This is a genomic window from Arenimonas metalli CF5-1 (assembly GCF_000747155.1).
Classification (GTDB): domain Bacteria; phylum Pseudomonadota; class Gammaproteobacteria; order Xanthomonadales; family Xanthomonadaceae; genus Arenimonas; species Arenimonas metalli.
The window spans coordinates 13,451-34,028 of the sequence record NZ_AVCK01000029.1 but is presented as its reverse complement, the minus strand read 5'-3'; the positions used below and the strand labels follow the sequence as shown (position 1 = coordinate 34,028).

The 20,578-nt window shown below is 66.4% G+C and carries 32 protein-coding genes; 29 read left to right on the top strand and 3 right to left on the bottom strand.

What is annotated here, in order from left to right; translation table 11 throughout:
• The first annotated feature begins 288 nt into the window (after positions 1-288).
• From rpsJ to N787_RS09800, 29 genes are all read left to right on the top strand, one after another.
• Positions 289-600, top strand: a complete 312-nt coding sequence (rpsJ, locus tag N787_RS09940; RefSeq protein WP_022968186.1) for a 30S ribosomal protein S10 — start codon at positions 289-291, stop codon at positions 598-600.
• Between the two features lie 10 nt (positions 601-610).
• On the top strand, positions 611-1,258 hold the full coding sequence (gene rplC, locus N787_RS09935) for a 50S ribosomal protein L3 (protein WP_034213319.1): 648 nt from the start codon (positions 611-613) through the stop codon (positions 1,256-1,258).
• Positions 1,259-1,268: 10 nt separating this feature from the next.
• A complete protein-coding gene (gene rplD, locus N787_RS09930) occupies positions 1,269-1,871 on the top strand; it encodes a 50S ribosomal protein L4 (RefSeq protein ID WP_034213317.1) in 603 nt (200 codons plus the stop codon).
• Positions 1,868-2,164 (top strand): 50S ribosomal protein L23, encoded by a 297-nt coding sequence (gene rplW / locus N787_RS09925; RefSeq protein ID WP_034213340.1) that lies wholly within the window; start codon positions 1,868-1,870, stop codon positions 2,162-2,164. The genes rplD and rplW overlap by 4 nt, the downstream gene beginning before the upstream one ends.
• 10 nt (positions 2,165-2,174) lie before the next feature.
• Positions 2,175-3,002: a 50S ribosomal protein L2 gene (gene rplB / locus N787_RS09920; RefSeq protein WP_034213314.1), complete on the top strand. Its 828-nt coding sequence runs from the start codon at positions 2,175-2,177 to the stop codon at positions 3,000-3,002.
• Between the two features lie 6 nt (positions 3,003-3,008).
• Complete coding sequence (gene rpsS, locus N787_RS09915; RefSeq protein ID WP_034213313.1) at positions 3,009-3,281, top strand: 30S ribosomal protein S19; 273 nt, start codon at positions 3,009-3,011, stop codon at positions 3,279-3,281.
• Positions 3,282-3,291: 10 nt separating this feature from the next.
• Positions 3,292-3,627, top strand: a complete 336-nt coding sequence (gene rplV, locus N787_RS09910) for a 50S ribosomal protein L22 (RefSeq protein WP_034213338.1) — start codon at positions 3,292-3,294, stop codon at positions 3,625-3,627.
• 16 nt (positions 3,628-3,643) lie between these two features.
• Positions 3,644-4,345 carry a 30S ribosomal protein S3 gene (gene rpsC / locus N787_RS09905; protein ID WP_034213305.1) on the top strand — a complete coding sequence of 234 codons (702 nt, stop codon included), beginning with the start codon at positions 3,644-3,646 and terminating at the stop codon, positions 4,343-4,345.
• Positions 4,346-4,351: 6 nt separating this feature from the next.
• A complete protein-coding gene (rplP, locus tag N787_RS09900) occupies positions 4,352-4,765 on the top strand; it encodes a 50S ribosomal protein L16 (protein WP_034213302.1) in 414 nt (137 codons plus the stop codon).
• Between the two features lies 1 nt (position 4,766).
• On the top strand, positions 4,767-4,952 hold the full coding sequence (gene rpmC, locus N787_RS09895) for a 50S ribosomal protein L29 (RefSeq protein ID WP_034213298.1): 186 nt from the start codon (positions 4,767-4,769) through the stop codon (positions 4,950-4,952).
• Positions 4,953-4,961: 9 nt separating this feature from the next.
• Positions 4,962-5,225 (top strand): 30S ribosomal protein S17, encoded by a 264-nt coding sequence (rpsQ, locus tag N787_RS09890; protein WP_034213295.1) that lies wholly within the window; start codon positions 4,962-4,964, stop codon positions 5,223-5,225.
• Positions 5,226-5,236: 11 nt separating this feature from the next.
• Complete coding sequence (gene rplN, locus N787_RS09885) at positions 5,237-5,605, top strand: 50S ribosomal protein L14 (protein ID WP_034213292.1); 369 nt, start codon at positions 5,237-5,239, stop codon at positions 5,603-5,605.
• A 15-nt stretch (positions 5,606-5,620) separates the two neighbouring features.
• Positions 5,621-5,935: a 50S ribosomal protein L24 gene (rplX, locus tag N787_RS09880; protein ID WP_034213288.1), complete on the top strand. Its 315-nt coding sequence runs from the start codon at positions 5,621-5,623 to the stop codon at positions 5,933-5,935.
• An 11-nt stretch (positions 5,936-5,946) separates the two neighbouring features.
• On the top strand, positions 5,947-6,489 hold the full coding sequence (rplE, locus tag N787_RS09875) for a 50S ribosomal protein L5 (RefSeq protein WP_034213285.1): 543 nt from the start codon (positions 5,947-5,949) through the stop codon (positions 6,487-6,489).
• A gap of 17 nt (positions 6,490-6,506) precedes the next feature.
• Positions 6,507-6,812 (top strand): 30S ribosomal protein S14, encoded by a 306-nt coding sequence (gene rpsN / locus N787_RS09870; protein WP_034213283.1) that lies wholly within the window; start codon positions 6,507-6,509, stop codon positions 6,810-6,812.
• Positions 6,813-6,877: 65 nt separating this feature from the next.
• A complete protein-coding gene (gene rpsH, locus N787_RS09865) occupies positions 6,878-7,273 on the top strand; it encodes a 30S ribosomal protein S8 (RefSeq protein WP_034213280.1) in 396 nt (131 codons plus the stop codon).
• A gap of 13 nt (positions 7,274-7,286) precedes the next feature.
• Positions 7,287-7,814 carry a 50S ribosomal protein L6 gene (rplF, locus tag N787_RS09860; protein ID WP_034213277.1) on the top strand — a complete coding sequence of 176 codons (528 nt, stop codon included), beginning with the start codon at positions 7,287-7,289 and terminating at the stop codon, positions 7,812-7,814.
• A 32-nt stretch (positions 7,815-7,846) separates the two neighbouring features.
• The gene (gene rplR, locus N787_RS09855) at positions 7,847-8,200 is read left to right on the top strand and encodes a 50S ribosomal protein L18 (protein ID WP_034213275.1); all 354 of its coding nucleotides are present in this window, start codon (positions 7,847-7,849) and stop codon (positions 8,198-8,200) included.
• Positions 8,201-8,292: 92 nt separating this feature from the next.
• Complete coding sequence (gene rpsE / locus N787_RS09850; protein ID WP_034213272.1) at positions 8,293-8,814, top strand: 30S ribosomal protein S5; 522 nt, start codon at positions 8,293-8,295, stop codon at positions 8,812-8,814.
• Positions 8,807-8,989, top strand: coding sequence for a 50S ribosomal protein L30 (gene rpmD / locus N787_RS09845; RefSeq protein ID WP_034213269.1), 183 nt, complete (start codon positions 8,807-8,809; stop codon positions 8,987-8,989). The genes rpsE and rpmD overlap by 8 nt, the downstream gene beginning before the upstream one ends.
• 20 nt (positions 8,990-9,009) lie before the next feature.
• Positions 9,010-9,447, top strand: a complete 438-nt coding sequence (gene rplO, locus N787_RS09840) for a 50S ribosomal protein L15 (RefSeq protein WP_034213266.1) — start codon at positions 9,010-9,012, stop codon at positions 9,445-9,447.
• 4 nt (positions 9,448-9,451) lie between these two features.
• Positions 9,452-10,822: a preprotein translocase subunit SecY gene (gene secY / locus N787_RS09835; RefSeq protein ID WP_245593997.1), complete on the top strand. Its 1,371-nt coding sequence runs from the start codon at positions 9,452-9,454 to the stop codon at positions 10,820-10,822.
• Positions 10,823-11,071: 249 nt separating this feature from the next.
• Positions 11,072-11,428 (top strand): 30S ribosomal protein S13, encoded by a 357-nt coding sequence (gene rpsM, locus N787_RS09830; RefSeq protein WP_034213264.1) that lies wholly within the window; start codon positions 11,072-11,074, stop codon positions 11,426-11,428.
• Between the two features lie 9 nt (positions 11,429-11,437).
• Positions 11,438-11,827, top strand: coding sequence for a 30S ribosomal protein S11 (gene rpsK / locus N787_RS09825; RefSeq protein ID WP_034213261.1), 390 nt, complete (start codon positions 11,438-11,440; stop codon positions 11,825-11,827).
• A 21-nt stretch (positions 11,828-11,848) separates the two neighbouring features.
• Complete coding sequence (rpsD, locus tag N787_RS09820; RefSeq protein WP_034213258.1) at positions 11,849-12,478, top strand: 30S ribosomal protein S4; 630 nt, start codon at positions 11,849-11,851, stop codon at positions 12,476-12,478.
• A gap of 23 nt (positions 12,479-12,501) precedes the next feature.
• The gene (locus N787_RS09815; protein ID WP_034213255.1) at positions 12,502-13,497 is read left to right on the top strand and encodes a DNA-directed RNA polymerase subunit alpha; all 996 of its coding nucleotides are present in this window, start codon (positions 12,502-12,504) and stop codon (positions 13,495-13,497) included.
• Between the two features lie 29 nt (positions 13,498-13,526).
• Positions 13,527-13,907: a 50S ribosomal protein L17 gene (gene rplQ / locus N787_RS09810; RefSeq protein ID WP_034213252.1), complete on the top strand. Its 381-nt coding sequence runs from the start codon at positions 13,527-13,529 to the stop codon at positions 13,905-13,907.
• Positions 13,908-14,030: 123 nt separating this feature from the next.
• Complete coding sequence (locus N787_RS09805; RefSeq protein WP_034213249.1) at positions 14,031-14,543, top strand: disulfide bond formation protein B; 513 nt, start codon at positions 14,031-14,033, stop codon at positions 14,541-14,543.
• 172 nt (positions 14,544-14,715) lie between these two features.
• The gene (locus tag N787_RS09800; protein WP_052575350.1) at positions 14,716-16,110 is read left to right on the top strand and encodes a class II 3-deoxy-7-phosphoheptulonate synthase; all 1,395 of its coding nucleotides are present in this window, start codon (positions 14,716-14,718) and stop codon (positions 16,108-16,110) included.
• Positions 16,111-16,159: 49 nt separating this feature from the next.
• Here the strand turns inward: N787_RS09800 and N787_RS09795 are convergent, their stop codons facing one another.
• The 3 genes from N787_RS09795 to typA all read right to left on the bottom strand — a co-directional run bounded on the left by N787_RS09795 (position 16,160) and on the right by typA (position 20,471).
• A complete protein-coding gene (locus N787_RS09795) occupies positions 16,160-17,755 on the bottom strand; it encodes an amidase (protein ID WP_084590745.1) in 1,596 nt (531 codons plus the stop codon).
• 76 nt (positions 17,756-17,831) lie between these two features.
• Positions 17,832-18,599 carry a sulfite exporter TauE/SafE family protein gene (locus N787_RS09790; RefSeq protein WP_034213238.1) on the bottom strand — a complete coding sequence of 256 codons (768 nt, stop codon included), beginning with the start codon at positions 18,597-18,599 and terminating at the stop codon, positions 17,832-17,834.
• A gap of 30 nt (positions 18,600-18,629) precedes the next feature.
• A complete protein-coding gene (typA, locus tag N787_RS09785) occupies positions 18,630-20,471 on the bottom strand; it encodes a translational GTPase TypA (protein ID WP_034213235.1) in 1,842 nt (613 codons plus the stop codon).
• Positions 20,472-20,578 lie beyond the last annotated feature (107 nt).

Below are 20,578 nucleotides of genomic sequence, written 5' to 3'. Positions count from 1 at the left end.
CCGCACCGTCGGCGCCGGCGTGGTTGCGAAGGTCATCAAGTAAGCGTATAGTGCGCGGCTCGGTCGCCCCCAGGGGCGGCCCACATACGAAATGAGGGGCAGGACGCCCCTCGTGTTCGCGGCCAGGACGGTCGAAGCTGTGTGAAACAACCCTTTACAGGGTGGTTTAACACAAGCTATACTTTCTTGCTCGGTGGACCAGACATGGTCCGCCGAGTTTGTTTTCCACGGGAACCAGGGCGCAAAGCCCCTGATTCCGACGCTCTTTACCGAAACAAGGAATTCGCCATGGCGGACCAGAAGATCCGGATTCGGCTCAAGGCCTACGATCATCGCCTGATTGATCGTTCGGCTTCCGAAATCGTGGAGACGGCCAAGCGGACCGGCGCGCAGGTGCGCGGCCCGATCCCGCTGCCGACCAAGATCGAACGCTACACCGTGCTGGTGTCGCCGCACGTCGACAAGGACGCGCGCGACCAGTACGAGACCCGCACCCACAAGCGCGTGCTGGACATCGTCGACCCCAATGACAAGACCGTTGACGCGCTCATGAAGCTCGAGCTCGCGGCCGGCGTCGACGTCCAGATCAAGCTGACCTGAGGCAACGACCATGACCACCAAAAACATTGGAATCGTGGGCCGCAAGGCGGGCATGAGCCGCATCTTCACCGAGGATGGCCGTTCCATCCCGGTGACCGTGATCGAGGCCAGCCCGAATCGCATCACCCAGATCAAGACCGTCGAGAACGACGGCTACACCGCCGTGCAGGTCACCGCCGGCACCAAGCGCGCCGCGCTGGTCAACAAGCCGCTGTCGGGCCACTTCGCCAAGGCGAAGGTCGAAGCCGGCCGTGGCCTGTGGGAGTTCCGCATCGCCGACAAGGACGCGGGCAACTACCAGGTCGGCGCCGAGATCAAGGCTGACATCTTCGCCGTGGGCCAGATGGTCGACGTCGCCGGCGTCACCAAGGGCAAGGGCTTCCAGGGCACGATCAAGCGCTGGAACTTCAAGATGGGCGACGCCACCCACGGTAACTCGCTGTCGCACCGCTCGCCGGGCTCCATCGGCCAGCGCCAGACGCCGGGCCGCGTGTTCCCGGGCAAGAAGATGTCCGGCCACATGGGTGCCGAGAACCAGACCATGCAGAACCTCGAAGTGGTCAAGGTCGACGCCGAGCGCGGCCTGATCGCGGTGAAGGGTTCCGTTCCCGGTGCGCCGGGCGGCGACGTCGTCGTCCGTCCGACGAGCAAAGGTTGAGGAGTAAGTAATGGAACTCGCCGTTATTGGAAGCGCCAAGCCGCTGTCGGTCTCCGACGCCGTGTTTGGTCGCGAATTTAGCGAGGATCTGGTGCACCAGGTGGTGGTTGCGTTCCGCAACGCCGGCCGTGCAGGCACCAAGGCCCAGCTGACGCGCTCGGAAGTCTCCGGCACGACCAAGAAGTTCAAGAAGCAGAAGGGCGGCGGTGCCCGCCACGGTGACTACCGCGCCCCGATCTTCGTCGGTGGTGGCGTGACGTTCGCCGCCAAGCCGCGCAACTTCGCCCAGAAGGTGAACCGCAAGATGTACCGCGCCGCGGTCTGCGCGATCATCTCGGAGCTCAACCGCCAGGGTCGCCTGAAGGTCGTCGATTCGTTCGACGTCGCCGAGGCCAAGACCAAGGCGCTGGTCGCCAAGTTGAACGAGATGGGCATCGCCCGTCCGCTGATCGTCACCGAGGACGGCTCCGACGCCCTGTTCCTGGCCGCCCGCAACCTGCCGTACGTGCAGGTCCGCGACGTCCAGGGCCTGGACCCGGTCGCCCTGGTCGGTGCCGAGTACGTGATCATGACTGCGGAAGCGGTCAAGAAGGTCGAGGAGTGGCTGGCATGAGCAACATCAAGATCCTCGGCGTGATCCGCGCGCCGCGCGTGTCTGAAAAGACTGCGCGCATCCAGGAGCAGAGCAACCAGTACGTCTTCGAAGTGGCGACGACTGCGACCAAGGCCGACGTCAAGTCCGCCGTCGAGTCGCTGTTCAACGTCAAGGTCGAAGCGGTCAACGTGTTGAACGTGAAGGGCAAGAGCAAGACCTTCCGTTCGCGCGCCGGCCGTCGCGGCGACTGGCGCAAAGCATACGTTCGCCTGGCCGATGGCCAGTCGATCGACGTGATGGCCAAGGCCTGAGGCATTACCCATGGCACTACAGACTTTCAAGCCGACCTCGCCTGGCCGCCGCGCCATGGTGCGCGTCTCCACCGCCGGCCTGCACAAGGGCGGCCCGCTGGAATCGCTGGTCGAAAAGCAGAGCAAGAGCGGCGGTCGTAACAACTACGGCCGCATCACCACCCGCCACATCGGCGGTGGCCACAAGCAGCATTACCGCCTGATCGACTTCAAGCGCGACAAGGAGGGCATCCCCGCCCGTGTCGAGCGCGTCGAGTACGATCCGAATCGCACCGCGCACATCGCGCTGCTGTGCTACGCCGATGGCGAGCGCCGCTACATCATCGCCCCGAAGGGCCTGGTGCAGGGCGACCAGGTCATCGCCGGCAAGGATGCGCCGATCAAGACCGGCAACAGCCTGCCGCTGCGCAACATGCCGGTGGGTTCGACCGTGCATTGCGTCGAGATGAAGCCGGGCAAGGGTGCCCAGCTGGCCCGCGCCGCTGGCGCCGGCGCCCAGCTGATCTCCCGCGACGGCGGCTACGCCACCCTGCGCCTCCGCTCCGGCGAGATGCGCAAGGTGCCGGCCGACTGCCGCGCCACCATTGGTGAAGTCGGCAACGTCGAGCACAACCTCGAGAAGCTGGGCAAGGCCGGTGCGAAGCGTTGGCGCGGCGTCAAGCCGACCGTCCGCGGCGCCGCCATGAACCCGGTCGACCATCCGCACGGCGGTGGCGAGGCCAAGGCTGGCCAGGGCAACCCGCACCCGGTGTCCCCGTGGGGCACGCCGGCGAAGGGTTACAAGACGCGCAAGAACAAGCGCACCCAGAAGTTCATCGTGCGCGATCGCAGGGGTTGATAGGCCATGGCACGTTCTCTTAAGAAAGGTCCCTTCATCGACCACCACCTCGTCAAGAAGGTGGAGGCCGCCCAGGGCAACAGCAAGAAGCCGATCAAGACTTGGTCGCGTCGTTCCATGGTCTCGCCGGAAATGGTCGGGCTCACCATCGCCATCCACAATGGCAAGGTGCACATCCCCGTCCTCGTGAACGAGAACATGGTGGGTCACAAGCTCGGCGAGTTCGCCCTCACCAGGACCTTCAAGGGTCATGGCGGCGACAAGAAGTCCGGCAAGTAAGGAGATGACCATGGAATCGAAAGCCATCCTCCGCACCGCCCGGATCTCGCCGCAGAAGGCCCGCCTGGTCGCCGACCAGGTCCGTGGCATGCAGGCCTCCCGCGCCCACGATCTGCTGAAGTTCTCGGACAAGAAGGCCGCCCACCTGATCGGTAAGGTCCTGTGGTCCGCCATCTCGAACGCCGAAAACAACCTCGGCGCTGACATCGACGAGCTCAAGGTCGCCACCATCATGGTCGACGAGGGCCCCGTCCTGAAGCGCTTCATGGCCCGCGCCAAGGGCCGCGGCACCCGCATCCTCAAGCGCACCAGCCACATCACTGTGGTTGTGGGCTCGGGCAAGTAAGGCAGGGACGAAGAATATGGGTCACAAAGTTCATCCGACCGGAATCCGCCTGGGCATCGCCAAGGACTGGAATTCCAAGTGGTTCGCCAACAAGCGCGACTACGCCCAGTACCTCACGTCCGACCTCAAGGTCCGTGCGATGCTGCGCAAGAAGCTCGCCCAGGCCGGCATCTCGAAGATCCTGATCGAGCGCCCGTCGAAGTCCGCCCGCGTCACGATCCACTCCGCCCGCCCGGGCGTGGTGATCGGCAAGCGCGGCGAGGACATCGAGAAGCTGCGCAAGGAAGTCTCGGACATCATGGGCGTCCCGGCGCACATCAATGTCTCCGAGGTCCGCAAGCCCGAGCTTGACGCGCAGCTGGTCGCCGAGTCGATCGCGCAGCAGCTCGAGCGCCGCATCATGTTCCGCCGCGCCATGAAGCGCGCCGTCGGCAACTCGATGCGCCTCGGCGCCCTGGGCATCAAGGTCAACGTCGCCGGCCGCCTGAACGGCGCCGAGATCGCGCGTTCGGAGTGGTACCGCGAGGGCCGCGTGCCCCTGCACACCCTCCGCGCCGACATCGACTACGGCTTCGCCGAAGCCCTCACCACCTACGGCATCATTGGCGTGAAGGTGTGGGTCTACAAGGGCGAGATTTTCGATTTCAGCCAGGTTGGCCAGGAGAAAGTGGAAGAGCGCACCGAGCGCCCGGCCCGTCCTGCGAAGGAAATGAGGTAAGCCGCCATGCTGCAACCCAAGCGAACCAAGTACCGCAAGGTCTTCAAGTCCCGTAACGACGGCCTGAGCTGGGCCGGCGCCGCCGTCAGCTTCGGCGAGTACGGCCTGAAGGCCACCTCGCACGGCCAGCTGACCGCTCGCCAGATCGAGGCCGCGCGCCGTTCCATCAGCCGTTACGTCAAGCGTGGCGGCAAGATGTGGATCCGCGTGTTCCCCGACAAGCCGATCACGAAGAAGCCGATCGAAGTCCGAATGGGCGCCGGTAAGGGCAACGTCGAGTACTGGGTGGCCCAGATCGCCCCCGGCCGCGTGATCTATGAAATCGAGGGTGTCGACGAAGCCACCGCTCGCGAGGCGTTCCGCCTGGCGGCCGCGAAGCTCTCGGTCACCACCACTTTCGTGACCCGGACGGTGCGCTGATATGGAACTCAAGGAACTGCGTCAAAAGTCGGCGACCGAGCTGAAGAACCACCTGCTGGACCTGCACAAGGAGCAGTTCGCGCTCCGCATGCAGAAGGCCACCGGTCAGCTCAACGCCCCCCACCGAATCAAGCTGGTCCGTCGCGAGATTGCGCAGACGATGACCCTGCTGACCGATAAGAAGTAAGGGCGAGCCATGAGCGATAATGCCAACCAGACGCGCACGGTCGAAGGCCGCGTCGTCAGCAACAAGATGAACAAGTCCGTGACGATCCTCGTGGAGCGCCAGGTCAAGCACCCGCTGTACGGCAAGTACATCCGGCGCTCGACCAAGCTCCACGCCCACGACGAAGAGAACGCCTGCAACGAAGGCGACGTCGTCCGGGTGTCCGAGTGCCGTCCGCTGTCGAAGACCAAGAACTGGCGCGTGGTCGAAATCATCACGCGCGCCGTGAAGTAAGGAGGCCAGACATGATCCAGGTACAGAGCTACCTCGAGGCCGCCGACAACTCCGGCGCCAAGGAAATGATGTGCATCAAGGTGCTCGGCGGCTCCAAGCGCCGTTACGCCCACATCGGCGACATCATCAAGGTGACCGTCAAGGACGCCATCCCCCGCGGCAAGGTCAAGAAGGGCGAGGTCTACGACGCCGTCGTCGTCCGCACCCGTTCCGGCGTGCGCCGGGCCGACGGTTCGCTGATCCGTTTCGACGGTAACGCCGCCGTGCTGCTGAACAACAAGCAGGAGCCGATCGGCACCCGCATCTTCGGGCCCGTGACCCGTGAACTTCGCTCCGAGAAGTTCATGAAGATCGTCTCGCTCGCTCCCGAAGTGATCTGAGCGAAGGAACAGACAATGAACCGTATTCGCAAGGGCGACCAGGTGATCATCATCGCCGGCGCCGACAAGGGCAAGAAGGGTGAAGTCGTTCGGGTCGCCGGTGACAAGGTCATCGTGCAGAACGCCAACATCATCAAGCGCCACACCAAGCCGAACCCGCAGGCCAACGTCGCCGGCGGCATCGTCGAGCGCGAGGCGCCGATCCACATCTCCAACGTCATGCTGTTCAACCAGGCCTCGGGCAAGGGTGAGCGGATTGGTTTCAAGGTGCTCGAGAATGGACGCAAAGTGCGTGTGTTCCGCTCGAGCGGTGAGGCGATCGACGCCTAAGGAATGATGTCATGAGCACCCGTCTCGAAACGTTTTACAAGGATTCCGTGGTTCCGAAGCTCATGGAGCAGTTCGGCTACGAGAACGTCATGCAGGTTCCCCGCATCACCAAGATCACGCTGAACATGGGCGTGGGCGAGGCCGTGGGCAACAAGAAGATCCTGGAAAATGCCGTCGCCGACATGACCAAGATCGCCGGCCAGAAGCCGATCACCACCAACGCCCGCGTCTCCGTCGCCAGCTTCAAGATCCGCGACGGCTGGCCGATCGGCTGCAAGGTGACCCTGCGCCGCGCCAAGATGTTCGAGTTCCTCGACCGCCTGATCAACATCTCGCTGCCCCGCGTGCGTGACTTCCGCGGCGTGTCGGGTCGTTCGTTCGACGGCCGCGGCAACTACAACATGGGCATCAAGGAACAGATCATCTTCCCCGAGATCGACTTCGACGCCGTTGACGCCATGCGCGGCATGGACATCGCCATCACCACCACGGCGAAGACCAACGAAGAAGCCAAGGCGCTGCTCCAGGCCTTCAACTTCCCGTTCCGCAACTGATTTCGAGGATATAGATCATGGCCAAGACGTCGATGGTTAACCGCGACATCAAGCGGAAGAAGCTGGTCGCCAAGCACGCCACCAAGCGCGCCGAGCTCAAGAAGATCATCAGCTCCGTCACCGCCTCTTACGAGGAAAAGATGGACGCCGCCACCAAGCTGCAGAAGCTGCCCCGCGACTCGAGTGCGAGCCGCGTGCGCAACCGCTGCGAACTCACCGGCCGCTCGCGCGGCGTGTACAGCAAGTTCGGCCTCGGCCGCAACAAGCTGCGCGAAGCCACGATGCGTGGCGACGTGCCCGGCCTGCGCAAGGCCAGCTGGTAATCGCCGGTCCCCCAACGGGGACTTGCGGATATCGGTGCTCCTGACACCTAGAAGGGTAAGAACAAATGAGCATGACTGATCCTATCGCCGACATGCTGGTGCGCATCAAGAATGCGCTCGCCGTCGGCAAGCCGCAGGTTTCCATGCCTGCCTCCAAGATGAAGCTGGCCATCGCCACCGTGCTGAAGTCCGAGGGTTACATCGGTGACTTCCGCGTGAGCGGCGAGGGCGCCAAGGCCAAGCTGGAAGTCTCCCTTAAGTACTACGAAGGCAAGCCGGTGATCGAGCGCCTCGAGCGCGTCTCCCGTTCGGGCCTGCGCCAGTACAAGGGCAAGGACGACCTCCCGAAGGTGCTCGCCGGCCTCGGCGTCGCCATCATCTCCACCTCCCAGGGTCTGATGACCGATCGCCAGGCCCGCGCTGCGGGCGTGGGCGGCGAAGTCATCTGCCTCGTGGCCTAAGGAGAACGCACCCATGTCCCGCGTTGCCAAGAAGCCGATCCAGATGCCCAAGGGCGTCGAGTTCAACGCCACCGCCGACAAGGTCACGGTCAAGGGCCCGAAGGGCAGCCTGAGCCTGGCCAAGCCGGCCGGTGTCGAGTTCGCCGTCGAGAACGGCGTGCTGCAGCTGTCCGCCGCCCATGCCGACAACGTCCCGATGGCCGGCACCGCCCGCGCCATCCTGGCCAACATGGTCCAGGGCGTGTCCGAGGGTTTCACCCGCAAGCTCGAGCTGGTTGGCGTCGGTTACCGCGCCGCCATGCAGGGCAAGGACCTGAGCCTGAGCCTGGGCTTCTCGCACCCGACCGTGTACGTGGCGCCCGAGGGCATCACGCTGTCCACGCCGACCCAGACCGAGATCCTGGTCTCCGGCGCCGACAAGCAGCAGGTGGGTGAGGTTGCCGCCAAGATCCGCGCGTACCGCAAGCCGGAGCCCTACAAGGGCAAGGGCATCCGTTACTCCGGCGAGAAGATCATCATGAAGGAAGCCAAGAAGGCCTAATTGGGCGCTTCCGCTTCCTCGAGGTAAATACCATGGACAAGAACATCGCCCGTCTGCGCCGCGCCAAGACCACGCGTTCGCACATCCGCAAGCTCGGCGTCGCCCGCCTGTCGGTGCTGCGCACCGGCCAGCACATCTACGCCCAGCTGTTCACCTCCGACGGCTCCAAGGTGCTGGCTTCGGCCTCCACCGTGCAGGCCGACGTGATGGACGGCCTCAAGGGCAGCAAGAACCTCGAAGCCGCCGCCAAGGTCGGCCGCACGATCGCCGCCAAGGCGCTCGCCGCGGGCATCGACAAGGTTGCCTTCGATCGATCCGGCTACCGCTACCACGGCCGCATCAAGGCCCTGGCCGACGCCGCCCGCGAGGGTGGCCTGCAGTTCTAAGCCTCCGGGCTTGAAAGGCCTTCGGGCTTGAGTTTCCAGTACCAACCACAACCATAAGCGGCCACCGGCCGTAAGCAAACCCAGGAATCCCTATGTCCAGCAACGAGCGCGATCGCAATCGCGGGGAAAGCGACGACGGCTTCATCGAGAAGCTGGTCGCCGTCAACCGCGTCTCCAAGACCGTCAAGGGCGGTCGTCAGTTCACCTTCACCGCGCTGACCGTGGTCGGCGACGGTGCCGGCAAGGTCGGCTTCGGCTACGGCAAGGCGCGCGAAGTGCCGGTCGCCATCCAGAAGTCGATGGAATACGCCCGCAAGGCGATGGTCCAGGTCGACCTCAACGAAGGCACCCTGTGGCACCCGGTCAAGGCCGGCCACGGCGCCGCCCGCGTCTACATGCAGCCCGCCTCGGAAGGTACCGGCGTGATCGCCGGTGGCGCCATGCGCGCCGTGCTCGAAGCGGTCGGCGTGAAGAACGTGCTGGCCAAGGCCGTCGGCTCGCGCAACCCGATCAACCTGGTCCGCGCCACCGTCAAGGGCCTGACCGAGACCACCTCGCCGGCGCGCATCGCCGCCAAGCGTGGCAAGAAGCTCGAGGAGATCCTCAATGGCTGACAAGACCGTCAAGGTTCGCCTGGTGAAGGGCCTTCGTGGCTGCCAGGAACGCCACCGCATTTCCGTGAAGGCCCTGGGCCTGAACAAGCTCAATGATGTCCGCGAGCTCAAGGACTCCCCGTCCGTGCGCGGCCTGATCAACCAGGTGCATTACCTGGTTCGCGTCGAGTCCTGAGCGAGCCAAGGAGAAACCATATGAAGCTCAATACCCTCAAGCCCGCCGACGGCGCCCGCAAGGATCGCGTCCGCGTTGGTCGCGGCATCGGCTCCGGCCTCGGCAAGACCGCGGGTCGCGGCCACAAGGGCTCGTTCGCGCGCGCCGGCAAGGGCAAGATCAAGGCCGGCTTCGAAGGCGGCCAGATGCCCATCTACAAGCGCCTGCCGAAGGTCGGCTTCCGCTCGAAGCTGAAGAACGACACCGCCGAAGTGCTGCTGTACCAGCTCGACAAGCTCGAGGCCGGCGAGATTGACTTCGCCGCCCTGCGCGCCGCCAAGCTCGTGCCGGCCACGGCCAAGCAGGCCAAGGTCGTCAAGAAGGGCGACGTCACCAAGAAGTTCGTGCTCAAGGGTCTGCTTGCGACGGCCGGTGCCAAGGCCGCCGTGGAAGCGGCCGGCGGCAGCGTGACGGAGTAAGGCCTTGACGCAGTCCACGTCCGCCGCAAGCGCCCTGGGTGGGCTCGGTAAGTTCACCGAGCTCCGCCAGCGCCTGGTCTTCGTGATCCTTGCGCTGATCGTCTACCGCATCGGCAGCTACATCCCGGTGCCGGGCATCGATCCGCAGCGGATGCTGGAACTGATGGAAGCCCAGCAGGGCACCATCGTCGACATGTTCAACATGTTCTCCGGTGGCGCCCTGAACCGCTTCAGCCTGTTCGCGCTGAACGTCATCCCGTACATCTCGGCCTCCATCATCGTGCAGCTGATGGGGCAGATCTACGAGCCCTGGAAGGCGATGAAGAAGGAAGGCGAGAGCGGCCGGCGCAAGCTGACCCAGTACTCGCGCATCGGCGCTGTCGTGCTGGCCGTGGTCCAGGCCGGTTCGATCGCCAGCATGCTGCAGCAGCAGCCGGGCGTGGTCTACGCGCCGGGCCCCGGCTTCATCCTGACCGCCATCGTGGCGCTCACCGCCGGCACCATCTTCCTGATGTGGCTGGGCGAGCAGATCACCGAGCGCGGCATCGGCAACGGCATCTCGCTGATCATCTTCGCGGGCATCGTCGCCAGCCTGCCCAGCGCGGCCATCTCGACCGTGCAGCAGGTCGGCAGCGGCGAGCTGAGCTGGTTCGCGGTGCTGGTGATCCTGGCCCTGGTGGTCGGCGTCACCTACTTCGTGGTGTTCATGGAGCGCGGCCAGCGCCGCATCACCGTGAACTACGCCCGTCGCCAGGGTGGCCGCCAGGCCTACATGAACCAGAACTCGCACCTGCCGCTGAAGCTGAACATGGCGGGCGTGATCCCGGCCATCTTCGCCTCCAGCCTGATCATGTTCCCGGCGACCATGGTCCAGTGGTTTGGCCAGGCCGGCGAGCCGACCGGCGTCGCCTGGCGTGACAACCTCAACCTGTGGCTGCAGAACCTCAGCCAGGCGCTGGCGCCGAGCGAGCCGCTGCACATGCTGCTGTACGGCGGCCTGATCATGGGCTTCGCCTTCTTCTACACCGCCCTGGTCTTCAACTCCCAGGAAACCGCGGACAACCTGAAGAAGTCGGGCGCCCTGGTCCCGGGCATCCGTCCCGGCAAGGCCACCGCCGACTACATCGACGGCGTGCTGACCCGCCTGACCCTGATCGGCTCGCTGTACCTGGTGCTGGTCTGCCTGCTGCCCGAAGTCATCCGTGGCTTCTGGTCGGTCCCGTTCTACTTCGGCGGCACCTCGCTGCTGATCGTGGTCGTGGTGGTGATGGACTTCACCGCCCAGATCCAGGCCCATCTGATGTCGCATCAGTATGAGAGCCTGATGAAGAAAGCGAATCTGAAAGGTGGCGGTCGCGGTCTCACCCGCGGCTGAGCACCATTGATGGGCGGTCCGCGCGGCGGCTTGGCGCGCGGATAAGCCGGTAACCGTCCCTGCGCTGGAGTAGCGCGGGGCGCCCGACCCCAGGATGGGGGAGGGCAGTTGCCAGCTTGTCGCCGGAGCATGGGCACACTCCCCATGCCGGGTTTCCCGGGTCCCACGACCCGGGGGGCTACAACTGAACCCCAAGCCCTGTTATACTTCGTGATTCACTGCGCTCAATTTTAAGTTGGAGAACGCCTGATGGCGCGCATTGCGGGTGTCAACCTGCCTGTCCAGAAGCATGTCTGGGTGGGCCTGCAGAGTATCTTTGGCATCGGCCGTACCCGGTCGAAGCTTGTTTGTGACGCGGCTGGCGTGGCCCAGGCCACCAAGATCCGCGACCTGTCCGAGCCGGAAATCGAGCGCATCCGCGCCGAAGTGGCCAAGTACATCGTCGAGGGCGACCTGCGTCGCGAAGTCGGCATGTCGATCAAGCGTCTGATGGACCTGGGCTGCTACCGCGGCCTGCGCCATCGTCGCGGCCTCCCGATGCGCGGTCAGCGTACCCGGACCAACGCCCGCACCCGCAAGGGTCCGCGCAAAGCCATCAAGAAGTAAGGGCAGCCAATGAACAAGCCGGCAGTCAAGACCAAGAAGAAGATCAAGCGAGTCGTCACCGACGGCATCGCCCACGTCCAAGCTTCTTTCAACAACACCATCGTCACCATCACCGACCGCCAGGGCAATGCGCTGTCGTGGGCTACTTCGGGCGGCGCGGGTTTCCGCGGTTCCCGCAAGTCGACCCCGTTCGCCGCCCAGGTGGCCGCCGAGAAGGCCGGCAAGGCCGCCCTCGACTACGGTGTGAAGACCCTGGAAGTCCGTATCAAGGGCCCCGGCCCGGGCCGCGAGTCGGCCGTGCGTTCGCTGAACGCGGTCGGATACAAGATCACCAACATCATCGACGTCACCCCGATCCCGCACAACGGGTGCCGGCCGCCGAAGAAGCGCCGCGTCTAACGGGAACTGGAGACTATATAAATGGCTCGTTACATTGGTCCCACCTGTAAGCTCGCCCGCCGCGAAGGCGCTGACCTCAGCCTGAAGTCGCCGGCCCGCGCGATCGATTCCAAGTGCAAGCTGGAGCAGAAGCCCGGCCAGCACGGCCCGGTTGCCCGCAAGGGCAAGCTGTCCGACTACGCCACCCAGCTTCGCGAGAAGCAGAAGGTCAAGCGCATCTACGGCCTGCTGGAGCGTCAGTTCCGCTCGTACTACACCAAGGCTGCCCGCAAGAAGGGCAACACCGGCGAGACCCTGCTGCAGATGCTCGAGCAGCGCCTCGACAACGTCGTGTACCGCATGGGCTTCGCCGTCACCCGTCCGCAGGCGCGCCAGCTGGTGTCGCACAAGGGCGTGCTGGTCAATGGCAAGACGGTCAACCTGCCGTCCTACCAGGTCAAGGCCGGCGACGCCGTCACCCTGACCGAAAAGGCGCAGAAGCACCTGAACGTCCAGGAAGCCGTCAACCTCTCGCAGCAGATGGACCTGGTCCCGAGCTGGTGCGAAGTGGATGCGAAGAAGTTCGCTGGCGTCTTCAAGGCCGTCCCGGATCGCGCCGACCTGCCCTCGGATATCAATGAAGCGCTGATCGTCGAGTTGTACTCGAAGTAATCCTCCCAGGAGACACCTTGACCATGACGGTTACCGCCACCCAGGTGCTGCGTCCGCGCGGCCCGCACATTGAACGACTCGGTTCCAACCGCGCCAAGGTGGTCATCGAGCCGCTGGAGCGCGGCTATGGCCACACGCTGGGCAACGCGCTGCGTCGCGTGCTCCTGTCCTCGATCCCCGGCTTCGCCATCACGGAAGTCGAGATCGATGGCGTGCTGCACGAGTACACCACCGTCGAGGGCCTGCAGGAGGACGTGCTCGAAGTCCTGCTGAACCTCAAGGACGTGGCCATCCGCATGCACAACGTGGACCACACCACGCTGACCCTGCAGAAGAAGGGCCCGGGCATCGTCACCGCCGCCGACATCAAGACCGACCACAACGTCGAGATCCTGAACGGCGACCACGTGATCGCCCACCTCACCAAGGACACGGCGCTGAACATGCGCCTGAAGATCGAGCGCGGTTTCGGCTACCAGCCGGCCGCCGATCGCCGCCGCCCGGACGAAGAGTCCCGTGCGATCGGCCGACTGGTGCTGGACGCGACCTTCTCGCCGGTCCGCCGCGTCGCGTATGCCGTGGAAGCGGCCCGCGTGGAGCAGCGCACCGACCTGGACAAGCTGGTGCTCGAGATCGAGACCAACGGCACGATCGACGCCGAAGACGCCATCCGCACGGCCGCTGACATCCTCACGGACCAGCTGTCGGTGTTCGGCGACTTCACCCAGCGCGACCGCAGCGCCGCCAAGCCGTCCGCCACGGGCATCGATCCGGTGCTGCTGCGCCCGATCGACGACCTGGAGCTGACGGTGCGTTCGGCCAACTGCCTCAAGGCCGAGAACATCTACTACATCGGCGACCTGATCCAGCGCACCGAGGTCGAGCTGCTCAAGACCCCGAACCTGGGCAAGAAGTCGCTCACCGAGATCAAGGAAGTGCTGGCACAGCGCGGCTTGTCCCTCGGCATGAAGCTGGAGAACTGGCCGCCGGCCGGCCTGCAGCAGGGCATGCTGGGCTGAGCCCGGTAATTCACTAAGGAACCACGACCATGCGCCACCAGAACTCCGGACGCAAATTCAGCCGTACCAGCGCGCATCGCGAAGCGATGTTCAGCAACATGGCTGCGTCCCTGATCAAGCACGAACTGATCCGCACCACCCTGCCCAAGGCCAAGGAACTGCGCCGCGTCGCCGAGCCGCTCATCACCATCGGCAAGACCGATGGCGTGGCGAACCGTCGCCTGGCCATGTCCCGCCTGCGCGACAAGGAAGCGGTCGGCAAGCTCTTCGTCGAGCTGGGCCCGCGTTACCAGGCCCGTCCCGGCGGCTACCTGCGCATCCTCAAGTGCGGCTTCCGTCCGGGCGACAACGCCCCGATGGCCTACGTCGAACTGGTGGATCGTCCGCAGTCGGCGGCCGACGCCGAGTAAGGCAGCGGCACACGCAACACACCAAGACCCCGGCCCCGGCCGGGGTCTTCGTTTCCGGCCCCGGAAACTTCGCCGCGCGAGCGCGGTCTGTGTAACCTGACCACCCCGCCACCGGACCCCGAGATGAAAGCCAATCCCTTCGCCTGGACCTTCCGCGCGCAGTACCTCACCGGGTTCGTGCTTTGTTTCGGCCTGATCGGCTACGCGCTGTACGTGCAGTTCGGCATGCTGATGATGCCGTGCCCGCTGTGCATCCTGCAGCGCATCGCGTTCGCCGTGCTCGGCGTGGTGTTCCTCGTGGGCGGCCTGCATTCGCCGCGCGGTCGCATCGGCCGCGGCGTCTACGGCGTGCTGGCTTTCATCGCCGCGGGCGCGGGCGCCGGCGTGGCCGGCCGCCACGTCTGGCTGCAGTCGCTGCCGCCCAGCGAGGTGCCGCTCTGCAGCAGCATGGGCCTGGACTACATGGTCGAAGCCATGGGTCCGATGAATGCGCTGTCCAAGGTGCTGCAAGGATCCGGTGAATGCGCCAAGGTCGACTGGACCTTCCTCGGCGTGTCGATGCCGGCCTGGACGTTGGTGTGGTTCATCGGCCTGGGCGTTGGCGCGCTATGGGCCGCCCTGCGCCGCCGCGCCTGAGCCCAAGCCCATCGGCGCGTAGCGCCGCACTTCGCCGCGTACGCGAGGCGGGGACCGTCGCCGGCGCTTCGGATCCTCGTGCCCGCGGATGCGCGGCCACCAACACAGCGTCCTGACACCGCCGCGGCGACGCTGTGGCATGATTTCCCTCCACTCCCAGAACGGAACCCCGATGAGCGCCAGCGATCGCAACTTGCAGCCCGTGTCAGTGCCCGGCGATTGGACGCCGGCCAGCTGGCGTGGCCGCATTGCGAGCCAGCAGCCGACCTACCCCGACCCCGCCGCGCTCGCGCAGGTGCAGGACGAACTGGGCCGCCTGCCGCCGCTGGTGACCTCCTGGGAGATCCTGGCGCTCAAGAAGCAGCTCGCCGAGGCGCAGGATGGCAAGCGCTTCCTCCTGCAGGGCGGCGACTGCGCCGAGAGCTTCGGCGACTGCGAGTCCGGGCTGATTTCCAACCGCCTCAAGGTGCTGCTGCAGATGAGCCTGGTGCTCGTGCACGGCCTGCGCCTGCCGGTGGTGCGCGTGGGCCGCTTCGCCGGCCAGTACGCCAAGCCGCGCTCGGCCGACACCGAGGAGCGGGGCGGGGTGTCGCTGCCGAGCTACCGCGGCGACTTCATCAACCAGCCTGAATTCACCGCCGAGGCGCGCACGCCGGATCCGCGCCGGATGGTGAAGGGCCACGCCCGTTCGGCGATGACGATGAACTTCGTCCGTGCCTTGGTCGATGGCGGCTTCGCCGACCTGCACCATCCCGAGTACTGGGACCTGGGCTGGGTCGGCCACTCGCCGCTGTCGGATGAGTACCAGAAGATGGTCGCGGCGGTGGGCGATGCCGTTCGCTTCATGGAGACCATCGCCGGCGAGGCGCTGCACAACCTCAACCGCGCCGATTTCTACACCTCGCACGAAGCCCTGCTGCTGCCGTACGAAGAGGCGCTGACGCGCCAGGTGCCGCGCCAGTGGGGCTGGTTCAACCTGTCCACGCACTTCCCGTGGATCGGCATGCGTACGGCCGCGCTCGATGGCGCGCACACCGAGTATTTCCGCGGCATCCGCAACCCAATCGCGGTGAAGATCGGTCCTTCGGTCACGCCCGACCAGCTGCTGCGCCTGACCGACGTGCTCAACCCAGAAAACGAGCCGGGCCGCCTGAGCTACATCCACCGCATGGGTGCGGCCAAGGTCGTCACCCAGCTGCCGCCGCTGCTCGATGCCATCCGCAAGGAAGGCCGCCGGGTGCTGTGGATCTGCGACCCGATGCACGGCAACACCGAAAGCACCAGCAACGGCTTCAAGACCCGCCGCTTCGACAACATCCGCGGCGAAGTCGAGGCCAGCTTCGAGCTGCACGCGGCCGCAGGCACCCGCCTGGGCGGCGTGCACCTGGAGCTGACCGGCGAAAACGTCACCGAGTGCACGGGCGGCGCCCGCGACCTCACCGACATCGACCTCGAGCGCGCGTACCGCTCGACGGTGGACCCGCGCCTGAACTACGAGCAGTCGCTCGAAATCGCCATGCTGATCGTGCGCAAGCAGGGCCAGCTGTCGCGCCCGGCCCAGGCCTGAGGCGCGCCGATGCGGCCGGCGCCTTGGCGCCGGCCGTTTGCGGTTCCCCTCAGGGCGCCAGCGTCGGCAGGTAGCGCGGCGGCTTGCGCGCCTTCGTGGCCTGCTCAAAGGCATGGCCCATCGCCAGCAACTCCGGCTCGCTGTAGGGCCGTCCCATGAACACCAGCCCGATCGGCAGGCCCTGCACCTCGCCCGAGGGCACGGTCAGGCTGGGCGTGCCCGCCACCGCCGCCGTGCCGTAGCCGGCGCCGGTGAAGTGGTCGCCATTGATCCAGTCGGTCGGCCAGGCCGGCGAGGTGGCCGGCGCGATGATGGCGTCGAGGCGCTCGCCGTCGAGCGCCTTCAGCAGGCCGTCCTCGCCGGCGAGGCGGCGGATGCGGTCGCGCGCCTGGAGGTACTCCGGCGAATCCAAGCCGCCCTTCGCCTGCGCCTGCAGGAACAACTCCTGCCCGAACCACGGCATCGCCTCGGCGGCGTTCGCCTCGTTCCAGGCGATCAGCGCCTCCAGCGAGCCGGGCACGCCCTCGCGGCCGGCGAGGTAGGCGTTCAGGCCGTCCTTGAATTCATACAGCAGCACCTGCAACTCGTCCGCGCCCCACTGGCCGAGCGTGTCGATGCGCACGTCCACGACCTCGGCGCCGGCGGCGCGCAGTGCTTCGATGGAGGCCTCGACGTTCGCGTCCACGCCCGGGTGGTAGCCCATGGCCTGCCGCAGCACGCCGAGGCGCTTGCCGGCCAGCGCGCCGGCGTCGAGGCCGGCGGCGTAGTCGGGCGGCAGGTTGCCCGCGGCCGCGTGGGAAGCCGGATCGGCCTCGTCGATGCCGGCCAGCGCGTTCATCAGCGCCGCCACGTCGGCCACGGTGCGCCCCATCGGGCCGGCGGTGTCCTGTGAGATCGAGATCGGGATGATGCCGTCGCGGCTGACCACGCCCACGGTCGGCTTCAGGCCCACCAGGCCGTTCACTGCCGACGGGCAGATGATGCTGCCGTCGGTCTCGGTGCCCACGCCCACGGTGGCCAGGCTGGCGGCGATGGCGCTGCCGGTGCCGGCGCTGGACCCGCAGGGGTTGCGGTCCAGCACGTAGGGGTTGCGGGTCTGGCCGCCGCGCGAGCTCCAGCCCGAGCTGGAGCGGGTGGAGCGGAAGTTGGCCCACTCGCTGAGGTTGGTCTTGCCCAGGATCACCGCGCCCGCGGCGCGCAGCCGCGCGACCAGGAACGCGTCCTCGGCGGGCTGGTTGTTGGCCAGCGCCAGCGAGCCGGCGCTGTTGGCCATGCCGACCGCATCGATGTTGTCCTTGAGCAGCACCGGGATGCCGTGCAGCGGACCGCGCAGCTTGCCGGCCGCGCGCTCGGCGTCGAGCGCACGCGCCTCGTCGAGCGCCGCGGGATTGGTTTCGATCACGGCGCGGAGGGTCGGGCCCGCGCGGTCGATCGCATCGATGCGGGCGAGGTAGGCGCGCGTCAGGGCTTCCGAAGTCAGCTCGCCCGAGTCCATGCCGGCCTTCGCCCGCGCGACGTCCATCTCCTCCACGTCCGGACCCGCGGCGGCGGCCGGCGGGGCGTCGGTCGACTCGGAAGAGGGCGCCGGCGGGCTGCCGCAGGCCGCCAGCGTGAGGAGCAGGGCGAGGGAAAGCAGACGACGCATGGCGGGGATCCGTTGGCGCGGGCAGGGCGCACCGCCGGCCGAGTATCGGGTCCGCCGACGCGCGCCGCAATGCGCGTCAGGTGAAGAAAACGCCCCAGGCCAGCCGCGCCACCAGCGCCAGCACCACCGCCAGGAACACCATGCGGATGAAGCGGTCGCCCTGCCGGATGGCCAGCTTGCTGCCCACGTAGCTGCCCAGCATGTTGCCGAGGATCAGCGGGATCGCCAGCAGCCACACCACGTAGCCCGACAGCGCCAGCACCGTCCACGAGCTCAGGTCGGCGGCGACGTTGGTGGACTTGGAGACCGCGGAGGACTTCAGGAAGTCGAGGCCGATCACGCTGACGAAGGCGAACACCATCAGCGTGCCCGTGCCCGGCCCGATCAGGCCGTTGTAGAAACCGCAGGCGCCGCCGACGGCCACGGCGGCCCAGGCTTCATGGCGCGGTGCGAAGCGGCGTTCCTCGCGCTGGCCCAGGTCCTTGCGCAGCACCGTGTAGATCGCCAGCAGCACGCAGACGACCAGCACCGCCATCTTCAGCAGCTCGGGATCGGCGCGCTTGGCGAACTGCACGCCGATCGCCGAGAAGGCGAGGGCGGACGCCAGCGCCGGCAGCACGATGCGCCGCTGCACCACCACGTGCCGGAAATAGTTCCAGGCCGCCACGCTGGTGCCCAGCAGCGAACTGGTGCGCTGGGTGGCGATGGTCTGCAGGATGTTCAGGCCCGGATGCAGGTTCAGCATCGCGGGCGTGAGGATCAGGCCGCCGCCGCCGACGATGCTGTCGAGCAGGCCGGCGGCGAAGCCGGCCATCGCGGTCAGCAGCCACAGTTCGGCCGTCATGGCCGGTGCGTCGGGCGGCGGGGCCGGCGCTTAGCCGCGCGAGGCCTTCTTGCGGTCGTTCTCGGTGCGGAACTTCTTGCGCAGGCGGATCGCGACCGGGGTGATCTCGACCAGCTCGTCGTCGTCGATGAACTCCAGCGCCTGCTCGAGCGAGAACTTCACCGGCGGGATCAGGCCCTCGTCCTTGTCGGTGCCCGAGGCGCGGAAGTTGGTCAGCTGCTTGCCGCGCAGCGCGTTGACCGTGAGGTCGTTGTCCTTGGAGTGGATGCCGACGATCTGGCCTTCGTAGATCTCCTCGCCCGGCTCGACCATCAGGCGGCCGCGCTCCTGCATCGCGATCTGCGCGTAGGCCGGCGACGGGCCGGTGCCGTTGGAGATCAGCACGCCGTTCTGGCGCTGGCCGATCTCGCCTTCCTGCTTCGGCGCGTAGTGGTCGAAGACGTGGAAGAGCAGGCCGGTGCCCGCGGTGATCGTGCGGAATTCGGTCTGGAAGCCGATCAGGCCGCGGGCCGGGATGATGAAGTCGATGCGCACGCGGCCCTTGCCGTCCGGCTCCATGTTCTGGAGGATCGCGCGGCGCTCGCCCAGGCGCTGCATCACGCCGCCCTGGTACTGCTCCTCGAGGTCGACGACGAGCGACTCGAACGGCTCGGACTTCACGCCGTCGATGTCCTTGATGATCACCTCGGGGCGCGAAACGGCCAGCTCGTAGCCCTCGCGGCGCATGGTCTCGATCAGGATCGAGAGGTGCAGCTCGCCGCGGCCGCTGACCTTGAACTTGTCGGCGTCGGCGGTGTCCTCGACCTTCAGCGCCACGTTGTGCTGGGTCTCGCGCATCAGGCGGTCGCGCAGCTGGCGCGAGGTGAGGAACTTGCCGCCGCTGCGGTCCTTGTTGCCGGCGAAGGGCGAGTCGTTGACCTGGAAGGTCATGCTGATCGTCGGCTCGTCGACGGTGAGCACCGGCAGCTGCTCGGGCGTGGACACGTCGCAGACGGTGTCGGAGATGCCCAGGCCCTCGATGCCGGAGATGGCGATGATGTCGCCGGCGCGCGCTTCCTTCACCTCATGGCGCTCCAGGCCCATGAAGCCGAGCACCTGCAGCACCTTGGCGTTGCGCACCTTGCCGTCGCGCGCCACCACCGACACCTGCTGGTTGGTGCGGATGGTGCCGCGCTGCACGCGGCCCACGCCGATGATGCCGACGTAGTTGTTGTAGTCGAGCGAGGTGATGCGCATCTGGAACGGACCTTCCTCGTCCACCGGCGGCGGCGCCACCTTGTCGACGATGGTCTGGAACAGCGGGGTCATGTCGCCCGAGCGCACGGACTCGTCCATGCCGGCGTAGCCGTTCAGGCCCGAGGCGTAGACCACGGTGAAGTCGAGCTGCTCGTCGGTGGCGCCGAGGCGGTCGAACAGGTCGAAGGTCTGGTTCAGCACCCAGTCCGGGCGCGCGCCCGGGCGGTCGACCTTGTTGATCACCACGATCGGCTTAAAGCCCATCGCGAAGGCCTTCTGGGTCACGAAGCGCGTCTGCGGCATCGGGCCGTCCATCGCGTCCACCAGGATCAGCACCGAGTCGACCATCGACAGCACGCGCTCGACCTCGCCGCCGAAGTCGGCGTGGCCCGGGGTGTCGACGATGTTGATGCGGTATTCCTCGCCGGCCGGCGAGGTCCAGCGGATCGCCGTGTTCTTGGAAAGGATGGTGATGCCGCGCTCCTTTTCCAGGTCGTTGCTGTCCATCGCGCGCTCGGCCAGCTGCTGGCGTTCGCCCAGGGTGTTGGACTGCTTGAGCAGCTGGTCGACCAGGGTGGTCTTGCCATGGTCGACGTGGGCGACGATGGCGATGTTGCGGAGCTTTTCGATGGACATGCGGATGGACGCCTGGCGGCGCGCTGCTCGTGGCTGAAGGAAGCCGGCGATTATAGCGGTAAACGGTTGCTGAATGCCTGTTCAGGCACGCTGGCGCCGGCAGGCCT